This window comes from Roseovarius sp. BRH_c41, from assembly GCF_000961715.1.
GTDB lineage: Bacteria > Pseudomonadota > Alphaproteobacteria > Rhodobacterales > Rhodobacteraceae > Roseovarius.
In genome coordinates this window covers 1-17,804 of record NZ_LADY01000057.1, presented here as the reverse complement: position 1 = coordinate 17,804, position 17,804 = coordinate 1, and the positions used below count along the sequence as shown (strand labels likewise).

Sequence of the window (17,804 nt, the reverse complement as noted above, 5' to 3'; positions counted from 1 at the left end):
CATGTTTCCCAAATGGTTTGACAAATGGAACCGTGACAATCCGACCAATATCTTAGGTCCGGCGTTTGCCATCGGAACCGTGGGCGGCGCGGTCTTTGTGGCAGCCCTCCTGGTGACATGGGGCCAGCCCTATGCCACCGAGAGCCTCCAGACCGGCCCGCGCGGCACCGGCATGTCGGTGCCCGAGTTCAAGCTGGATCTGGCCAAGCCCGATCCCTCGATCGAGAGTTTCCTTGCCTCGACGTCGGCCCCGGTGGTGCCGCAGGGCGGTGAGCAGACAGCGGGCGAGGCGCGTGAAAACGTGCCGCCGGGACTCGAAGATTTGACGGTCGAGAACTATGACCGCCTGCTTGCGGCGATGCGCGTCTGGACCGGGATTCCCGATCTCTTCGAGGATTCCGCCAATTACCAGACGGCTGTTGGCCATGTGATGATCGGCATGACCCAAAACCTCAACGAGGAATGGTCAGGCCACGTCAATGCCAACAAGGAGGTGGGTGTGACCTGTTACACCTGTCATCGTGGTCAGCCGGTGCCGTCCGATGTCTGGTTCAAGATCAACCCGGTGAACGAGAGCGCCGAGGGCTGGTCGGCCAATCAGAACCGGGTGACGGTGCAGTCGCAATATACCTCGCTGCCCTCGGATGCGCTCGAGAAATACCTGCTCGATGGCGAGAGCATCAAGGTGCATGACTTGGAATCGCGCGTGGCCGGTGTTCCGGGCACGGATGACTATCCCGGCATCCAACAGGCAGAGCGGACCTTTGCGCTGATGAACTATGTCAGCAACTCGCTCGGGGTGAACTGTGTCTTTTGCCACAACAGCCGCGCCTTTTACGACGGGTCTCAGGTGACGCCGCAATGGGGCACAGAGATTTTGGGCATCGAGATGGTGTTGGAGTTGAACAATACCTATCTCGTGCCGCTCGAAGGTCTCTTGCCCGAAGAGCGCCTGGGCCCGGTCTATGCAGACGCGCCCAAGGCCGCCTGCAAGACCTGCCACAAGGGCTATCAGCAGCCCCTGCAAGGCACCAATGTGATCGGCAACTGGCCGGAACTCGCCACCACCAGCGGCGAGCCGGATTACAGCAACTGATGATGCACGGGGGCGCTTGATGCGCCCCCGCTGCCCCTTGCCGCCCCTCGCGCGGGTGGCATCAGCGCCACCGGGGAGGAGGCCGCCATGACCCAAGACAGACCCAACACACCGCTTCTGGACCGCGTTGCCGGACCATCGGATCTGCGACAGATGCCCGATGAGAAACTGGCCCTGCTTGCGGATGAACTGCGCGCCGAGGTGATTTCCGCTGTCTCGGAAACCGGCGGGCATCTCGGGTCGTCGCTTGGCGTGGTCGAATTGGCGGTAGCCATTCATGCGGTCTTCAACACGCCGATAGACAAACTCGTCTGGGACGTGGGCCATCAATGCTACCCGCACAAGATCCTGACCGGGCGGCGCGACCGTATCCGCACCCTGCGGCAAAAGGATGGGCTCTCGGGATTCACCAAACGCTCGGAATCCATCTACGATCCCTTTGGGGCGGCCCATTCCTCGACCTCGATCAGTGCCGCATTGGGATTTGCCGTGGCTCGCGACATGGGACAGGCCACAGGCGATGCCATCGCGGTGATCGGTGACGGCTCGATCAGCGCGGGCATGGCCTATGAGGCGCTGAATAATGCGGGGGCCGAGGGCCGCCGCCTCTTCGTCATTCTCAACGACAATGAAATGAGCATCGCGCCGCCGGTGGGGGCCATGTCCTCTTATCTCAGCCGCATGTATGCCAGCGAGCCTTTGGCGCGCATGGCCTCGCTCGCCGAAGGGTTCGAGGCCGCCTTGCCCGCACCCCTGCGCGAGAGCGCCAAGCGCGCGCGCCAATTGGTGACGGGGCTGACCGGCTCCGGCACTCTGTTCGAGGAACTCGGCTTTCAATATGTCGGCCCCATCGACGGGCATGACATGGGGCAGCTTCTGTCGGTCCTGCGCGCCGCGCGCACGCGGGCGACCGGGCCGGTCCTCATTCACTGCTGCACCGTCAAGGGCAAGGGCTATGCCCCGGCCGAAGGGGCCGCTGACCGCGGGCACGGCGTGTCGAAATTCGACCCAGCCACCGGCGCACAGGCCAAATCAAAACCCGGCGCACCCTCTTATACGGGCGTCTTCGGGCAGGCTCTGACGGATGAGGCGGCGCGCGATGATCGCATCGTGGCCGTGACCGCCGCGATGCCCGATGGCACGGGCCTCACCAAGATGGCCGAGCGGTTTCCGGCGCGGGTGTTCGACGTGGGCATTGCCGAACAGCACGCCGTGACCTTTGCCGCCGGCATGGCGGCCTCGGGTCTCAAACCCTTTTGCGCGATTTACTCGACTTTCCTGCAACGCGCCTATGATCAGGTGGTGCATGACGTGGCCCTTCAGGGGCTCCCCGTCCGCTTTGCCATCGACCGCGCCGGGTTGGTCGGGGCCGATGGCGCGACCCACGCGGGGGCGTTCGATATCGGCTACCTCGGAAATCTGCCCGGCATGACCCTGATGGCCGCCGCAGACGAGGCCGAGCTTGTGCATATGGTTGCCACGGCAGCCGCCCATGATGCCGGCCCCATCGCATTCCGCTACCCGCGCGGCTCCGGCACCGGCGTGGCCCTGCCGGAACGCGGCAAACCCCTTGCCATCGGCAAGGGCCGCATCATCGAGGAGGGCACAGATGTGGCGATCCTCAGCTTTGGCGCGCATCTCTTTGAATGTCAGGTCGCGGCCGACATGGTCGCCGATGACGGAATTTCCGTGACCGTGGCCGATGCCCGCTTTGCCAAGCCGCTCGACACTGATCTCTTGATGCAGCTCGTCAGCCACCACCGCGCGCTCATCACCGTAGAGCAGGGGGCGATGGGCGGCTTTGGCAGCATGGTGATGCACGAATTGGCCCGGCGCGGCGCCTTTGACAAGGGTCTCATCCTCCGCACCCTCTGCCTGCCCGACCGGTTCATTGATCAGGCCAACCCCGAGGATATGTATGCTGATGCCGGACTGTCGGCCACCGGCATTGCCGATATGATCCGGGCCGCTCTGGCAGGTCGTGCAGAGGTCGTGCCGCTGCGTCAGGTGCTCTGACAGAATATGGCTTCAAGGGCGTGTCACGGTCTGGAGATAGGCCCAGACATCGCGCGCCTTTTGCACGTCTCGTAATTGATAGGCCATCTTGCCGCGAGCGCTCGGTTCGTCGAGGTAATTGCGCAGATAGGCCGTGGCGTCACGCACGTAGACCACGAAATCTTCCTCATTCCAGCGCAGGCCGGACTTGCCCGCCGCGATCATCGAGGTCGAGTAGTGGAATCCCGGCACGCTGCCCGCATGCCGCCCGATCACACCATAGAGGTTGGGACCGGTTCGCCCACCCCGCACCACCGGCGTTTCGGTCTCGTCGATGATCGAATGACAGGCACGGCAGTCCTTGAATAGCGCCTTGCCCCGCGCCACATCCCCGGCGAGGGCCGGTCCTGCGAGACCGACAAAACCGAGTACAAAAATCGCGTACAGATTGTACACTGTGTATCCCTCTCGCCTCTGCGCGCCCCCCAATAGGTGGGTGCCAGACAGGCTGAGTCAATCAGTGTAGGGCTCGGATCACGCGCTTGTCAGCCCGCGTGCGCAGCCTGTGTGAGGTGGCGTTGTCAGGCCACCGCATGCGCCAGGGCGCATTGCTTCCACAGCACGGTCAGCGCCCGGACCAGATGATCTATATCGGCATCAGAATGCAGCGGTCCGGGGGTAAAACGTAACCTTTCCGTGCCTTTAGGAACGGTGGGATAGTTGATCGGCTGCACATAGATCCCGTAATCGCGCATCAGGATATCGGCCAGCATCCGGCATTTGACCGGGTCCTTGATCATCACCGGGATGATATGGCTGTCATTGTCCAGATGCGGAATCCCCACCCGGTCCAGCAGCGACCGCAGCCGCGCCACCTGCGCCCGCTGCGCCTGCCGTTCGTCCTGCGACACCTTGAGATGCCGAATACTCGCCGTCGCCGCCGCCGCCACAGCAGGGGGCAGGGCCGTGGTAAAGATAAATCCACTCGCAAAGGACCGGATGAAATCGCACATCGCCGCCGAGCCGGTGACATAGCCGCCCATGCAGCCATAGGCCTTGCCCAGCGTTCCCTCGATCAGCGTGATCCGATGCGCAAGACCTCGTTCCTCTGACACACCGCCGCCGCGCGGGCCGTAGAGACCCACGGCATGCACCTCGTCGAGATAGGTCATCGCGCCATGTTTCTCTGCAACTTCAACGATTTCCGCCATGGGGCTGATGTCGCCATCCATCGAATAGACGCTCTCGAATGCCACGATCTTGGGCGCATTGGCGGGCAGGGCGGCCAGCTTGCGGTCCAGATCCTCGGGGTCATTATGCCGCCAGATCACCTTTTTGGCGCGGCTGTGACGGATGCCCTCGATCATGCTGGCATGGTTCAACTCATCCGAGAGGATCACGGCATCCGGTAGCCGCGCGCCCAAGGTCGAGAGCGCGGCCCAGTTCGACACATAGCCCGAGGTGAACAGAAGCGCCGCGTCCTTGCCATGCAGATCGGCCAGCTCGCGCTCCAGCACCAGATGATGATGCGCCGTGCCGGAAATATTGCGCGTGCCGCCAGCACCGGTGCCGCAGGCGTCGATCGCGTCCTTCATCGCCTGTCGCACAATGGGATGCTGTCCCATGCCGAGATAGTCATTGGAACACCAGACCGTGACCTCTCTAGGCGCATCCGCGTCATGGCTCTTGGCCTTGGGAAAAGCACCGCATTGCCGCTCCAGTTCCGCGAAAATGCGATAGTTGCCTTCCTTTTTCAGCGCGTCCAACTGCGCCGTGAACATGGCATCAAAATCCATGATGTCCCTCCGGTCTTGATTTTTCAGATGTTGGTTTGGGCGCGGGCAGCATCCAGCGCCAGAGTTTCGCATCCGGCAATGGCAGCACCATTAACCAGTGTTCGAGCAGAGCCAGCGCGGTAATTGCCGCCAAAAGCGCAAATCCCACAGCCGCTTCGGGTGTCGACGCGGACCAAAGCCGCTCCAGCCAGCAAGCCACGGCAAAGCTGAGCGCCGAGATCGTGAGCGGAAAGAACCAGCCCACCGGGGCCACGCGGAAATGGCTGGCCAGATGTGCCAGCTGCGCGGGGAGGAATTCGGTATTGATCTTGGGCACGCCGAAATAGAGGTTCAGCTTGGCGCTGATGCGGGCGAAATAGAGGATCGTAAACGTCCACAAACCGACGGTATTGACCGCACCGGCGGCATAGAACCAGAGCAGGATCAGAACGCCGGTGAGCAGCATCTCGTGATAGGCGACCGTGCCCCAGGCGCGGATGAACCGTTCCCACCCGACCACATGCGCCGGGCAGGGGCGCGTGTTGGGTCCGGTGATCGCCCCGGTGAGAAAGCTCATCTCGATCCAGCCCCAGATCGCCAGTGCAGCAAGGAATGCGCCGCAGGCCGCCCCGGTGCCGGTCAAGCCTAAACTGGCCTCATAGCCCCAGATGCCAAGACCCAGCACAGGAAGGGCCAGAACCACCGCGCGGCGGCCTGCCCTGTCCCCTTTGCGCTCGCACAGGCGCACCACCAAGAGGATCGCCCCGGTGGCGAACCACCAGACAAAAAGCGCCAAGAGGGCTGCGATCCAGGGGCTTTGCACGGCTTAGTCCTTCATCTTGCCAAATCTATCCAAATACATTGCTTCAGTAGGCCGGAACCATCCGGGGCGACGCAGGCAGCGCGTGTTTCTTGGCCGGGATCGTGTAGAGCCCGACAAAGGCCGCCGCCGCCCGCATCTGTGCGCCGATTGACCGCAAGCGTCCGCCAAACCCGCCTTGTGCCCGCGCGTCCGCGAGGTCGGCATTGGCCTTTTGCAGCCGCACCAGCCCCGCTTGCCAGCGTGGATTTTCGATATCAAGGGTGATCGGAAAGATCTGTTTGCTGATATCCGATGTCTTGGTGAACACCTCATGCGCGTACCAATCGGGATCAACCCCGAGCGCGTTGTGAAAGGCAGGCCGCTGATGGTCGCGCACATACATGGTGGCGTAGACCGCCGTCAGGAAAAACTTGATCCACAGCACGTTCTTGCCGCTGGTCAGCTTGGGGTCGGTCTTCATTAGCAGGGCAAAGGCCTCACCATGGCTGAACTCGTCGTTGCACCATTCCTGAAACCATTTGAAGATCGGGTGAAACCGATGCTCGGGATGCGCCTCGAGATGCCGAAAGATCGTGATATAGCGGGCATAGCCGATCTTTTCGCTGAGATAGGTGGCGTAATAGATGAACTTGGGCCGGAAATAGGTGTATTTCTTTTGCTGCGTCAGGAACCCGAGGTTCACCGCAACGCCCGCTTCGCGCAGCGCGTCATTGATAAAGCCCGCATGCCGCGCCTCGTCGCGCGCCATGAGTTGAAAGAGCTGGGTGATGTCCTTGTTATTGCCGCGCCGCTTCATTTCCTTGTAGAGCACGCAGCCAGAGAATTCGGCGGTGCAGCTTGAGACCAGAAAATCAATGAACTCTTTCTTCAGCTTCGGCTCCATCCCCTCCCAATCGACATGGTCCCAGTCTTCGTTCTTCTTGAAATGGCCCCTGTTGGGATCCGCCTCCATCTGGTCGATCAGCTTGTCCCAGTCCTCGCGCACCGAGGACACGTCGACCGCGTCAAGCTCGTCGAAATTAGTGGTGTAAAAGCGCGGCGTGAGCAGGGTGTTCTGCATCGCGAGGTCCGTGGCGGCCTTGCTGTCGAATTTCGCATTCGCCTCTTGGATGGCGAGACCCTCTTCGACGGTGGTGGCGTCGGCGGAATGTTTGACGGCGATATTCATAGCGTCACCTCGTCGGAGAATGAGAATTCACAAAGTTCCATCACCTCGAGATCCCCCGTCCACCGTGTCCAGAGGCGCTCGAGCGCGCTGGCGCGGATGATGGTGGCCTCGCGGTCCTCGCTCACGACCATGCCGTAGGGGGCCATGATCTCGGGGCCATGAACCTTGACGCTGTCGCCGGGATAGACGGTGGTGCCGTTGTTAAAGCGCACATGCGCGTGCAGGCTGTCGAAACAGTGGCTGATCTCGACCGTGCAGGGCGCGCGTTCAAACTCGCGTGTCAGAAGTCCCATCGTGGTGTTCCTTTCCTAGCGGGTCAAAAGTTTGGTGAAAGCCATCGAATTGGTTTGACCAAAGCCCATCAGATCCGCACCCCATCCGGTCGAGGGGTCATGGATCGAGAGGCGGCCATCCTTGCGGGCGATGATCGTGACGGGGCCGGTGAGGTCCACGCCATGCTTGGCGCGCTCGCGGTCAAGAACGCGGGCGACACCGGCGATAAATCCACCCTCTTCGGGCGAGAGATTGGCAATCAGGGTGCCATTGGCATCCAGAACCGTCGCCGCCCCGCTCATGTCGCCGCTCAGAAAGACATGGCGTTCCAGCACGATTTCACTGTCGGGCGGGGTCGCCACCAGCGGCGCATCGGTGAGGCGCGCGTAGGTGACCAGCGCCAGCACCGCCAGCACCAGCCCCAGCATCGCGCGGATCATCATGCGCGGCACGAGGTCGCGATCTGGCGGAGCTTTATACCGTGGGGCGCTTGTATCGGTCATGTCATCGGCTCCTGTCTATTCCGCCGCCATGGCAGACGCGGGCGCGCTGCGCATGATCTTGGGCGTGGCAATGCGGGTCTCTGCCGCTTCGGCAAGCATCTGTGCAACTTTGGCGGCCTCGGGAATACAGCGCAGCGCAGGCTGGGTGCGGCGCATCACCCAAGGGCGCACATGCGGCCAGCAGACCAGATAGCTCAGCTGGGTTTCACCCATCAGATCCAGCGCGATAGTGCCGGTGCCGCCACGCCCGAGCTTCAAATCTGCGCGCCCGACCTGCGTATAGGGCAGGTTGAGCGTGACCGTCAGCGCCGCCCCGATCCGCATCGCAACGCGGCGGTTGGTGATCGTATAAACCGTGGCGCGCGCTTGAATGTAGCCGACCAACATCAGCATCAGGCACACCACCACGCCCATGATCAAGAGCGGCGAGGCGGCGGCAAAGGCCCCGATGAGCGGCATCTGATCCATCAGGGTCACGAACCGCCAAACCGCGAGCACGACGAAATAGCCCGCAACCCACGGCAGGCTGAGCGACTCAACGCTCAGGTGCCACCAGTCGGGTCGACCTTGCCAGAGAATACGCTCGCCTTCAGGCGGTGTCTCTGGCAGGCCCTTTACGGGTTCAAAGGCGAAATCGTCGTGGCTCATGGCTTCGGTCCTTATCCCAGCAGCGGCTCTTGCCGCGCTTCACTGGCGTAGAGTGTCCCACCGCCGTAATAGGCGCTGATCTTGTCTTCTTCGAGCAAGGTTACCTGACGCGGCGATGCGTGGTGCGGCACGCCCGCGAAATGCTTGCCAAAAATCGAGCGAATATTGACGCGGTCGGATTTGATCCGGGCAAAGGTCATCGGCACCAGTCGCTTGCCGTCACCAAACGGGCCCGCCAGATCAATCTCGAGATAGCGCACCAGTTGCTCGGGCTCGTCGATCCACATGTCGCTGATCTTGCCCACGATCTCTCCATCCCCTGCGACCACGGGAAATCCGCGCGGATCACGACCGGCGGCGACGACGAAATGCTCGGTCGCAGCCATTGGCACGATCTTGGGGTGGCCGTGGCCATCCAGTTCCGGCACATCGCGGCGCGGTGCCCAAGAGGCGGGACCAACACCGTCAACCATCGGATCGCCGGTGGGCGCAAACGGAAACCCGTTGCCCGCCGCGGTCTTTTCCAGCGCCAGATCGGTGCGCTCGGGGTTCTGCCCCGATGGCACCGTCAATTCGCCCCGGCCATGCGGCAGTTTAAACGTCTTGTCGCCGGGCAACGGGAACAGCCCTTGATTGGCCGACGGCCTGCCATCGTCATCCTCCAGCGGATAGCCTTCCCGCATGTTCTCGCGCTGAATGTAAAAGATCAGCAGTGCGAAAAACCCATAGAAAAGCCAAAGTGAGAGGCTCGCGAGATCGAAATTTCCAAAGAACGGCTCGGTCATGTCAGACTCCTTTCGAGCGAACGCAGGTCATGTGGGGAAATCGGCCAGCCCGATGCGGCCGCCCCCGGATTGTGTTGTGCTGCCGGATTGCTTGAACCGCACCAGCGGTCCCAAAACGGCCAGGGTAATGAAAAGCAGGGCAATTTCCCCGTGATAGACCACCGAGTAACCGGTGGCTGCTGTGCTCAGCGCCTCGCCCATCTGCCCGGATAGGGCCAGATGATTGACCGCGTCGCGCACGCCGCCGCCAATGGCAATCGAGAGCCCCGCCGCCGTGGCCTGCGCTGCCCCCCAAGCACCAAGTGCGAGACCGTGCCCGGCCATGCCGCCCGCAGCCAGCGCCATGGCGGCGGTCAGCGTGGATACCGCAAAGAGCCCGCCGCCCAGACCAATGAGACCAGCCCCGGCAAAAAACAGCGCAGGCGCCTGCATCGGCGCGGCAAAGATCACGGTGGAAAAGGCGACAATCCCGATCAAGAGGCCGGTGCCTGCCATCCGATAGGCATTGGCCCCCCGCAAGAGCGCGCGCCCCGCAAGCGCAAATCCCATGAGCGCGCCGATCGCCCAAACGGCGGTCAGCATCGTCGTGGATGACACCGAAAGCCCCAGGACTTCACCGCCATAGGGCTCCAGCAGCACATCCTGCATGTTGAAGGCCATGGTGCCAAGGAACACCACCGCCAGCAAACGCCCCGCCGTGCCCCCGGCCATCAGGTCGGCCCAGGCGGCACGGAATTCGGGGCGTGGGGCCTCGCGTTCGGCGCGGCTCATCGGGTTCAACTTTTCCTGTTTCCAGAGCGCCACGAGGTTGAGCAGGATACCTGCCAATGCCGCCCCCTGCACCACGCGGATCAGCGTGAAAGGCGCAAAATCCCGAAGCAGCCAGCCGATCACGATGGCCGAAATCGCCATCCCCAAAAGGAACATGACGTAGAGCAGCGCGACGACGCGCGGCCGCGTCTCATCGGTGGCACGGTCACTGGCCAGCGCCAGACCGGCGGTCTGTGTCATATGAAGTCCAAGGCCGGTCATCAGAAAGGCCAGCGCCGCCAACACTTCGCCCGCCCATGTCGGGCCGACAACCTGTTGGCCCGACAGTACCAACAACGAAAAGGGCATGACGGCCAGTCCACCCATCTGCCAGAGCGACCCAAACCAGAGATAGGGAATACGCTTCCACCCCAGCGCCGAGCGGTGTGTGTCGGACCGAAATCCCATCAACGCCCGGAACGGTGCGATCAGCACCGGCAGCGCGATCATCGTCGCAACCACGAGGGCCGGCACCGAAAGCTCCACGATCATCACCCGGTTGAGCGTTCCCAAAAGCAGCACCGTCGCCATCCCCACCGACACCTGAAACAGAGACAGGCGCAGAAGTTGCCCAAGCGGCAGACCCTCGCTTGCCGCATCGGCAAAGGGCAGCCAGCGTGTGGTCAGCGCCATAAGGGGGGAGGGGCGGCGCGTGCTCATCCCAGCACCTCCATACCCTGAGAGATATAAAAGCCCGATGTCACCCGCTCCAGCGGTTTCAAACTGCATGTGCTGCCCGCATAACGCAGAGCCCGCAGCAGCCGCGCCGACGACTGCGGCACCATGCTGGGCGAGCGGTCGGCGCGGGGAAAGAGCTTGCCCATGCGCCACATCGCCATCAAGAGCGGCGTGCGCGGCGCCACGGTAAAGATCACCGTGCTTTCGGTCCGCGCCGCCAAGGCATCAAGCGCGCGCGCCAGATCGGCCTCGGTGTAATAGATCAGGCTGTCCATCGCCATGACATGATCGAACATGCCAAGGGCCGGATCGAGCATGTCGCCCGCGTGAAAGCTGACATGCGGGACCAGACTCTCCGGCAACCGCCGCCGCGCGAGGTCGATGAGGGCGGGCGAGATATCGACCGCCATCACCTCGGCGCCGCGCGCCGCCAGTTCCGCCGTCATCTGCCCCGCCCCACACCCCGCATCGAGCACCCGCAGACCACGCATGTCCTGCGGCAGGCGCGCCAGCATCTGCGCGCGCATCGCGTCGCGACCGATCCGCACCGTCTGGCGGATTTTTGACACCGGCGCATCCGACGTCAGTCGCTCCCAGACCTGGGTCGCGGTGCGGTCGAAATAGGTCTCGACCCGGTCACGCGTCTGCGCCCAACCGTCCTGAGGGGCACCAAGGACCGGAGGCGAGCTAAAGTCACGCATCAATCGAACCCCAGCAATTCAAAGATGTCCCGGTCTTCCATCGGCGCGGGGGCCAACGGATCGGTGCCGTTCCAGAGATGCTGCGCGAGTCCCGTGTAGATGTCGCGCACCATCTGCACCTCGTCATCCAGCTCCATCTCGAACAGCGTCTTTTTCTTGAGGCGCGAGCGGCGGATGGCGTCGATGTCGGGCATATGCGCAATGCGGTTGAACCCCACCACGTCGCAATAGCGGTCGACCTCGTCCGTATCCTTGGACCGATTTGCGATACAGCCCGCCAGACGCACCTTGTAATTGGCGGATTTGGCCTGCACGGCGGCGATGATCCGGTTCATCGCATAGATGCTGTCGAAATCATTTGCGGTGACGATCAGCGCCCGGTCGGCGTGCTGCAACGGTGCCGCAAACCCCCCGCAGACCACATCGCCCAGCACGTCAAAGATCACTACATCGGCATCATCGAGCATGTGATGCTGCTTGAGTAGCTTGACGGTCTGTCCGACCACATAGCCGCCACAGCCGGTGCCCGCAGGGGGGCCGCCCGCCTCGACACATTTCACGCCGCCCCAGCCGATCGTCACGAAATCCTCGGGCCGCAATTCCTCGGCATGGAAATCGACGCTCTTGAGAATGTCGATCACCGTGGGTTGCAACTGACCCGTCAGGGTAAAGGTGCTGTCATGCTTGGGGTCGCACCCGATCTGCAACACCCGTTTGCCCATGGCGGCAAAGGCCGCCGAGAGATTGGACGAGGTGGTCGATTTGCCGATCCCGCCCTTGCCATAGACCGAGAACACCTTGGCGCCTTCGATTTTCATATCGGCGTCCTGATGCACCTGCACCGATCCCTCGCCGTCCTGTCCCCTCAAGCTGGGAATGTCGTCGCGCGGGCTCATGTTGTCCTCCAATCGGCTTGCGCCGTGATGTTGTGTTTCATCGTTCCCGAAATACTCCGGGGGTGTGGGGGCTGGCCCCCACGCCGGCACTCGTCACATGTGCAAACAGTCGTCATTCTGCGGCCACCCCTTCCATCCGATCTTCCATCGCCGCCGCCGCCGATTGCAGGGCGGCGAGGGTGGCGGCATCGGTCTGCCAATAGGCGCGGTCATGCGCTTCGAGCAGGCGGTTCGCCATGCGCGACGAGGCCACCGGGTTGAGATCGCTCAACCGCTTGCGCATCACCTCATCCAGAACGAAGGTTTCGGAAATGCGCTGATAGATCCACGGCTCCACCTGTCCGGTGGTGGCCGACCAGCCCATCGTATTGGTCACATGCGCCTCGATCTGGCGCACGCCTTCGGCCCCGTGGCGCAACAAACCCTCGTGAAATTTCGGGTTGAGCGAGCGCGAGCGCGTCTCCAACGCCACCTGATCGGCCAGCGTGCGCACGGTCCCGGTGCCCCGCGTGGTGTCCGAGATATAGATCGCCGCTTCCTTGCCGCCGCGCGCCCGGCGTACGGCGCGGGAAATGCCGCCCAGCGTGTCGAAATAATGGTCCACCGTGGTGACACCCAACTCGACCGACTCGAGGTTCTGATAGGCCACCTCAACCCGTTCCAGCGCCGCTTGCAACATCGCGCCTTGGGCCGTTGCTTTGCCATTGACGCCGTAGGCAAAGCCCTTGCGCGCCTGATAGGCATCGGCCAGCTCGTCCTCGTCGTCAAAGGCGGAGCTGTCCACCATCTGATTGACATTCGAGCCATAGGCGCCCTCGGCATTCGAGAAGACCCGCAGCGCTGCCGCCTCGAGATCACAACCCGTCTTGGCCATTTGAGCGCGCACATGGGCGCGGATGAAATTCATCTCGTCCGGCTCATCGGCCTGTGCGGCCACCAAGGCCGCTTCGGCCAGCATCCGCGTCTGCAAGGGCAAAAGATCGCGGAAGATCCCCGAAAGCGTCATCATCACATCTATGCGTGGGCGGCCCAGCACCTCGAGCGGGATCAGGTCCGCACCGGAGAGGCGGCCGAAGGAGTCAAACCGTGGCTTTGCCCCCATCAGCGCCAGCGCCTGTGCCATCGGCGCACCGTCGGATTTGATATTGTCCGATCCCCAGAGCACCAAGGCCACCGAGCGTGGCAGGCTCTTGTGCGTCTCGAGCAGGCGGGCGGCCTGCCGCGCGCCATCCCGACAGGCGAATTCAGTGGGCATGCGGAAGGGATCAAAGGCATGGATATTGCGGCCCGTGGGCAGAATATCCGCCGAGCGGATCAGATCGCCCCCCGGCACCGGCGCGGTGAACCGCCCGCCCAGCGCATGCAGCAGGGCGGGGATCTCGGTTTCCTGTTGCAGCATCAGATCAACCCGAGCGTGCGTTTCGGCATCGGTGCTGTCCATGATCGCAAGATAGCCCGCCCGCGCTTCGGCACTCATGGGCCGCCCCAGCACATGCATGCCCTCGGGGATCAACGCCTCTTCGGTCTCCAGCAGTTTCAGCCAGAGCGTATCCGGCTCGCGTCCGCCCATATCGACCACGGTCGCTTGTTCCGCGATCAAGGCGCGGAGTTCCGCACGCTCAGGGGCGTCCCCGGCCATCTCGCGCCAGCGCTTGAGACTGTCCTTGAGTTCCGCCAGACCCTTGTAGAGACCAGAGCTAGCCAGCGGCGGCGTCAGATGCGTGACCGTGACCGCACCGCTGCGCCGCTTGGCAAGGCTCGCTTCCGAGGGGTTGTTGGACGGGTAGAGGTAGACATTGGGCAAATCGCCGATCAGGCGGTCGGGCCAGCAGCCTGCGCCCGGCCCGGCCTGCTTGCCCGGCATGAACTCCAGCGCGCCATGCATCCCGAAATGCAAGAGCACATCGGCGTTAAAGCTGTTTCTGAGCCAGAGATAGAATTGTGCAAAGGCATGGGTCGGGGCAAATCCGCGCTCAAAGAGCAACCGCATCGGATCGCCCTCATAGCCAAAGACCGGCTGCAATCCGACGAACACCTTGCCGAATTGCGCGCCAAGGATAAAGACCCCGCGCCCGTCCGATTGCACCTTGCCGGGGGCCGCCCCCCATTGTGCCTCGATCTCGCGCAGCCACGGCGTATGGCGCACCATATCATCCGCGCCGACATGCGCGGCGATATTGGCCTCCTGGCCATATTGGCGCGCACTGCCTTCCAGCACGGCGCGGCGCAGATCCTCGACCGTTTCGGGCGGAGTCACATCATAGCCCTCTGCGGCCATGGCATGCAGCATGTTATGCAGCGATTGGAACACATCGAGATAGGCCGCCGTGCCCGCAGCCCCCGCATTGGGTGGAAAGCCGAAGAGCACGATGCCAACCCGGCGTGCCGCCACCTTTTGCCGCCGCAGATGCGCGAGCCGTGCCACCCGCCGCGCCAGCACGTCAATCCGCTCATGGCAGGGGGCCATCGCCTTGGCGCCATCCCCTCCGCCGGTGCAGCGATGCGCGCAGCCTTCACAGGCGACATCGCCGTGCCGTCCGGCAAAAACGGTCGGATTGGTCGCCCCGTCAATCTCGGGCAGGGCGACCAGCATCGTGGTCTCGATCGGCCCCAGACCGCCCGCAGACCCGGCCCATTGCGCCAAGGTCTGAAACTCCAGCGGATGGGCGGCCACATAGGGCACGTCAAGGCGGCTCAGCAGATCGACCGCCGCCGCGCTGTCATTATAGGCCGGTCCCCCCACAAGGCTGAACCCGGTCAGCGACAAGAGCGCATCGACGCGTCCCTCAAAATACCGCTCGATCGCCGGGCGTCCATCCAGACCAGAGGCAAAGGCCGGGATCACCCGCAGTCCGCGCGCCTCAAGCGCCCGGATCACCGCGTCGTAATGCGCATGATCGCCCGACAACACATAGCTGCGCATCACCAGCAGGCCGACCGTTCCGGTGGCCCCTGCGGGCACCGGAATGCGCGCGGCATCAATCGTTATCCGCTCCGGCAAATCGGGGTGATACACCCCCACTTCGGGATAATCCTGCGGTGCCGCAACGCGCAATCCGTGCCAGCGGGCCTCGTGGCCATAGCGCGACATGAGGAACCGCAACATTGCCTCGATATTGTCATCCGACGTGCCCAGCCAATATTGCATGACCAGAAACCACGCGCGCAGATCCTGCGCCTTGCCGGGAATGAATTTCAGAATCCGCGGTAGCCGCCGCAGCATCTTCATCTTCTTTTCGCCGGACTCGACCGAAGGCTTGTCCGACCCGCGCAACCGCTTGATCAGTTTGCGCGCCCCGGTTTCGGGGGCGGCCATATCGAGCGTGCCCATGCGTGTCAGCTTGACGATCTGCGCATCGGCGATGATACCGATCATCGCGTCGCAGTGATCCCGCCGCGCTTGCAGGTCGGGCAGGATCGCCTTGAGATGCTCTTCGAGAAAGAGCAGGCTCACAAGGATCAGATCACCGCGCGCCACATCGGCGCGCGCGGTCTGCAACGCCTCGGGGTTTTCGCCCCATTCGGCGGCGGCATGCACGCTCAAGGTGAGACCCGGAAATTCCGCCGCCATCCGTTCTGCCACCCGCGCACAGGCCCCTGCGGCATGGGCATCCAGCGTCACGATCACGACGCGGTAGGGGGCCGCCGGGGCCATGGGGGTCAGGTCATCGCGCATAATATGCCTTTGCCTCATAGAGCGTCTCGATCCCGATCTCGCTCAGTCCCTTTTCCGTCGCGAAAATCTCGGTGTTGCGCCGGGCCTTGCCGCGCACGAAGAACGGGATTTTCTTGAGTTCGCGCTCGGCATCCGCCAGCCAGATCACCACACCGGACGCTGTCTCTTTGGGCACACTGGCCGCAGGGTGAGAGGGGGCTGACCCTGCGTCATTGGCCACATGCTGCCCGCCATGGTGGCTGGCCCCAGCGGCATCGTGGAATTCGAAATCGTCGCGGAACATATGCAAGAGATGCTCTTCCAGACCCATGACCAAGGGATGCACCCAGGTGTCGAACATCACATTGGCGCCCTCGATCCCCATCTGCGGGGAATAGCGAGCCGGAAAATCCTGCACATGCACCGGGGCCGAGATCACGGCGCAGGGGATGCCCAACCGTTTGCCGATCATCCGCTCCATCTGGGTGCCAAGGATCATCTCGGGGGCGACGGCCTCAATCGCGGCCTCAACCTCGAGATAGTCGTCCGTGATCAGCGCCTCGAGCCCATAGGCCTTGGCCAGTGCCCGAATGGGCCGCGCCATTTCGCGGTTGTAACAACCAAGGCCGACCACCTCGAACCCCATCTCGTCACGGGCAATGCGGGCGGCGGCGGCGGCATGGGTGCCATCGCCAAAGATGAACACGCGTTTGCCGGTCAGATAGGTGCTGTCGACGCTGGCCGAATACCAAGGCAGACGTAAACGATCTTCATCCATCGCTTGAGGAACGCCCGCCAGAACACTGACTTCACGAATAAAATCACGCGTAGCGCCAACGCCGAGAGGAACGGTTTTGGTATAGGGCAGACCCAGGTCACGCTCCATCCAGCGACAGGCGCTCTCGCCAGTCTCAGGATACATCAGCACGTTGAAATGCGCCGCCCCCAGCCGTGCGATATCCGAAGGGGCCGCGCCATAGGGGGCCACCACATTCACCGCGATGCCCATATCGGCCAGCATGCCGGTCAGTTCGGTGATGTCGTCCCGATGCCGGAACCCGAGGGCGGTCGGCCCGATCAGGTTGCAGCTGACCTGCGCAGTTTTCTCGATCGGCTTTGCCAGTGTGCGGGTGATCTGAAAGAAGGTTTCATCCGCGCCGAAATTTTCCTTGCGCTGATAGCTGGGCAAATCGAGCGCTATGACCGGCACCGGCAGGCCCATCATCTCGGCCATGCCGCCGGGGTCGTCCTGGATCAGTTCCGCAGTGCAGGAGGCACCGACAATCATCGCCTCGGGCTTGAACCGGTCATAGGCGGCCTGACACGCGGTCTTGAAAAGATTGGCGGTATCGGCCCCAAGGTCGCGCGCCTGAAAGGTGGTGTAGGTCACGGGCGGGCGGTGGTTGCGCCGCTCGATCATGGTGAACAGCAGATCGGCATAGGTATCGCCCTGCGGTGCGTGCAGCACGTAATGCAGCCCCTTCATGCAGGTGGCGACGCGCATCGCGCCAACATGCGGCGGGCCTTCATAGGTCCAGAGGGTCAGCTTCATTGTGCCGCCCCCAGTTTAAGGGCCGCGCGGCGTCGCATCGGGCGCGAGAACAGCCCCGCCAGATCGCCCGCCTGCTCGTAGAAATGCACCGGGGTGAATACCAGTTCGATCGCCCATTTTGTCGTCAGCCCCTCAGCCTCCAGCGGGTTGGCTAGGCCCAGACCGCAGACGGTCAGATCGGGCGTAGCTGCGCGGCAACGGTCCAGTTGCCGCTCGACATCCTGCCCTTCGGTCAGGTGCGGGCCTGCCTCGAGCAGGTCGAGATCGGGCCCAAGGATCGTCTTGTGCAGGAACGGCGTGCCCACCTCGATGGCGCGCATGCCACATTCGCGGGTCAGGAACCGGGCCAGCGGGATCTCCAATTGGCTGTCGGGGAAGAAAAAGATCGACTTGCCGCTCAGGCTCTCGGCGGCTTGGGCGACGGCGCGGGTGGCGCGGGCGCGCGG

Annotated in this window: 16 protein-coding genes; 2 read left to right on the top strand and 14 right to left on the bottom strand. The window is 63.1% G+C overall.

Annotated elements, in window-relative coordinates:
• Nucleotide 1: 1 nt before the first annotated feature.
• Nucleotides 2-1,096 carry a photosynthetic reaction center cytochrome PufC gene (gene pufC, locus VR71_RS17410; RefSeq protein WP_045685942.1) on the top strand — a complete coding sequence of 365 codons (1,095 nt, stop codon included), beginning with the start codon at nt 2-4 and terminating at the stop codon, nt 1,094-1,096.
• Nucleotides 1,097-1,183: 87 nt separating this feature from the next.
• Nucleotides 1,184-3,112, top strand: a complete 1,929-nt coding sequence (dxs, locus tag VR71_RS17405) for a 1-deoxy-D-xylulose-5-phosphate synthase (RefSeq protein WP_045685941.1) — start codon at nt 1,184-1,186, stop codon at nt 3,110-3,112.
• A gap of 12 nt (nt 3,113-3,124) precedes the next feature.
• Here dxs and VR71_RS17400 read toward each other — a convergent pair whose 3' ends face one another.
• The 14 genes from VR71_RS17400 to VR71_RS17335 form a co-directional block, all read right to left on the bottom strand.
• Nucleotides 3,125-3,547, bottom strand: a complete 423-nt coding sequence (locus tag VR71_RS17400) for a c-type cytochrome (RefSeq protein WP_045685940.1) — start codon at nt 3,545-3,547, stop codon at nt 3,125-3,127.
• A gap of 125 nt (nt 3,548-3,672) precedes the next feature.
• Nucleotides 3,673-4,887, bottom strand: a complete 1,215-nt coding sequence (hemA, locus tag VR71_RS17395) for a 5-aminolevulinate synthase (RefSeq protein ID WP_045685939.1) — start codon at nt 4,885-4,887, stop codon at nt 3,673-3,675.
• The gene (gene puhE, locus VR71_RS17390; RefSeq protein WP_045685938.1) at nt 4,877-5,689 is read right to left on the bottom strand and encodes a putative photosynthetic complex assembly protein PuhE; all 813 of its coding nucleotides are present in this window, start codon (nt 5,687-5,689) and stop codon (nt 4,877-4,879) included. Before puhE ends, hemA begins: the two co-directional genes overlap by 11 nt.
• 43 nt (nt 5,690-5,732) lie before the next feature.
• Nucleotides 5,733-6,857 (bottom strand): magnesium-protoporphyrin IX monomethyl ester (oxidative) cyclase, encoded by a 1,125-nt coding sequence (gene acsF, locus VR71_RS17385; protein ID WP_045685937.1) that lies wholly within the window; start codon nt 6,855-6,857, stop codon nt 5,733-5,735.
• Entirely contained in the window at nt 6,854-7,150 is a 297-nt protein-coding gene (locus tag VR71_RS17380) for a hypothetical protein (protein ID WP_045685936.1), read from the bottom strand. The genes acsF and VR71_RS17380 overlap by 4 nt, the downstream gene beginning before the upstream one ends.
• 15 nt (nt 7,151-7,165) lie before the next feature.
• Complete coding sequence (gene puhC / locus VR71_RS17375) at nt 7,166-7,633, bottom strand: photosynthetic complex assembly protein PuhC (RefSeq protein ID WP_009819257.1); 468 nt, start codon at nt 7,631-7,633, stop codon at nt 7,166-7,168.
• 15 nt (nt 7,634-7,648) lie between these two features.
• Complete coding sequence (puhB, locus tag VR71_RS17370; protein ID WP_009819256.1) at nt 7,649-8,281, bottom strand: photosynthetic complex putative assembly protein PuhB; 633 nt, start codon at nt 8,279-8,281, stop codon at nt 7,649-7,651.
• An 11-nt stretch (nt 8,282-8,292) separates the two neighbouring features.
• Nucleotides 8,293-9,066: a photosynthetic reaction center subunit H gene (puhA, locus tag VR71_RS17365; protein WP_009819255.1), complete on the bottom strand. Its 774-nt coding sequence runs from the start codon at nt 9,064-9,066 to the stop codon at nt 8,293-8,295.
• A 27-nt stretch (nt 9,067-9,093) separates the two neighbouring features.
• A complete protein-coding gene (locus tag VR71_RS17360) occupies nt 9,094-10,536 on the bottom strand; it encodes a PucC family protein (protein WP_045685935.1) in 1,443 nt (480 codons plus the stop codon).
• On the bottom strand, nt 10,533-11,255 hold the full coding sequence (bchM, locus tag VR71_RS17355) for a magnesium protoporphyrin IX methyltransferase (protein WP_045685934.1): 723 nt from the start codon (nt 11,253-11,255) through the stop codon (nt 10,533-10,535). The genes VR71_RS17360 and bchM overlap by 4 nt, the downstream gene beginning before the upstream one ends.
• Nucleotides 11,255-12,151 (bottom strand): ferredoxin:protochlorophyllide reductase (ATP-dependent) iron-sulfur ATP-binding protein, encoded by an 897-nt coding sequence (bchL, locus tag VR71_RS17350; protein WP_045685933.1) that lies wholly within the window; start codon nt 12,149-12,151, stop codon nt 11,255-11,257. The genes bchM and bchL overlap by 1 nt, the downstream gene beginning before the upstream one ends.
• A gap of 112 nt (nt 12,152-12,263) precedes the next feature.
• The gene (locus VR71_RS17345) at nt 12,264-15,827 is read right to left on the bottom strand and encodes a magnesium chelatase subunit H (protein WP_045685932.1); all 3,564 of its coding nucleotides are present in this window, start codon (nt 15,825-15,827) and stop codon (nt 12,264-12,266) included.
• The gene (gene bchB / locus VR71_RS17340; RefSeq protein WP_045685931.1) at nt 15,817-17,358 is read right to left on the bottom strand and encodes a ferredoxin:protochlorophyllide reductase (ATP-dependent) subunit B; all 1,542 of its coding nucleotides are present in this window, start codon (nt 17,356-17,358) and stop codon (nt 15,817-15,819) included. The genes VR71_RS17345 and bchB overlap by 11 nt, the downstream gene beginning before the upstream one ends.
• Nucleotides 17,355-17,804, bottom strand: a 450-nt coding sequence (locus tag VR71_RS17335) for a nitrogenase component 1 (protein ID WP_045685930.1), incomplete at its 5' end; no start/stop codon positions are given. The genes bchB and VR71_RS17335, both read right to left, overlap by 4 nt.

Coding starts and splice junctions, on each gene's coding strand:
- dxs (WP_045685941.1), top strand. CDS start 1,184: ATGACCCAAGACAGACCCAACACACCGCTTCTGGACCGCGTTGCCGGA.
- bchB (WP_045685931.1), bottom strand. CDS start 17,358: ATGAAGCTGACCCTCTGGACCTATGAAGGCCCGCCGCATGTTGGCGCG.
- puhB (WP_009819256.1), bottom strand. CDS start 8,281: ATGAGCCACGACGATTTCGCCTTTGAACCCGTAAAGGGCCTGCCAGAG.
- puhC (WP_009819257.1), bottom strand. CDS start 7,633: ATGACCGATACAAGCGCCCCACGGTATAAAGCTCCGCCAGATCGCGAC.
- bchL (WP_045685933.1), bottom strand. CDS start 12,151: ATGAGCCCGCGCGACGACATTCCCAGCTTGAGGGGACAGGACGGCGAG.
- VR71_RS17380 (WP_045685936.1), bottom strand. CDS start 7,150: ATGGGACTTCTGACACGCGAGTTTGAACGCGCGCCCTGCACGGTCGAG.
- VR71_RS17345 (WP_045685932.1), bottom strand. CDS start 15,827: ATGCGCGATGACCTGACCCCCATGGCCCCGGCGGCCCCCTACCGCGTC.
- puhA (WP_009819255.1), bottom strand. CDS start 9,066: ATGACCGAGCCGTTCTTTGGAAATTTCGATCTCGCGAGCCTCTCACTT.
- hemA (WP_045685939.1), bottom strand. CDS start 4,887: ATGGATTTTGATGCCATGTTCACGGCGCAGTTGGACGCGCTGAAAAAG.
- VR71_RS17360 (WP_045685935.1), bottom strand. CDS start 10,536: ATGAGCACGCGCCGCCCCTCCCCCCTTATGGCGCTGACCACACGCTGG.
- bchM (WP_045685934.1), bottom strand. CDS start 11,255: ATGCGTGACTTTAGCTCGCCTCCGGTCCTTGGTGCCCCTCAGGACGGT.
- acsF (WP_045685937.1), bottom strand. CDS start 6,857: ATGAATATCGCCGTCAAACATTCCGCCGACGCCACCACCGTCGAAGAG.
- pufC (WP_045685942.1), top strand. CDS start 2: ATGTTTCCCAAATGGTTTGACAAATGGAACCGTGACAATCCGACCAAT.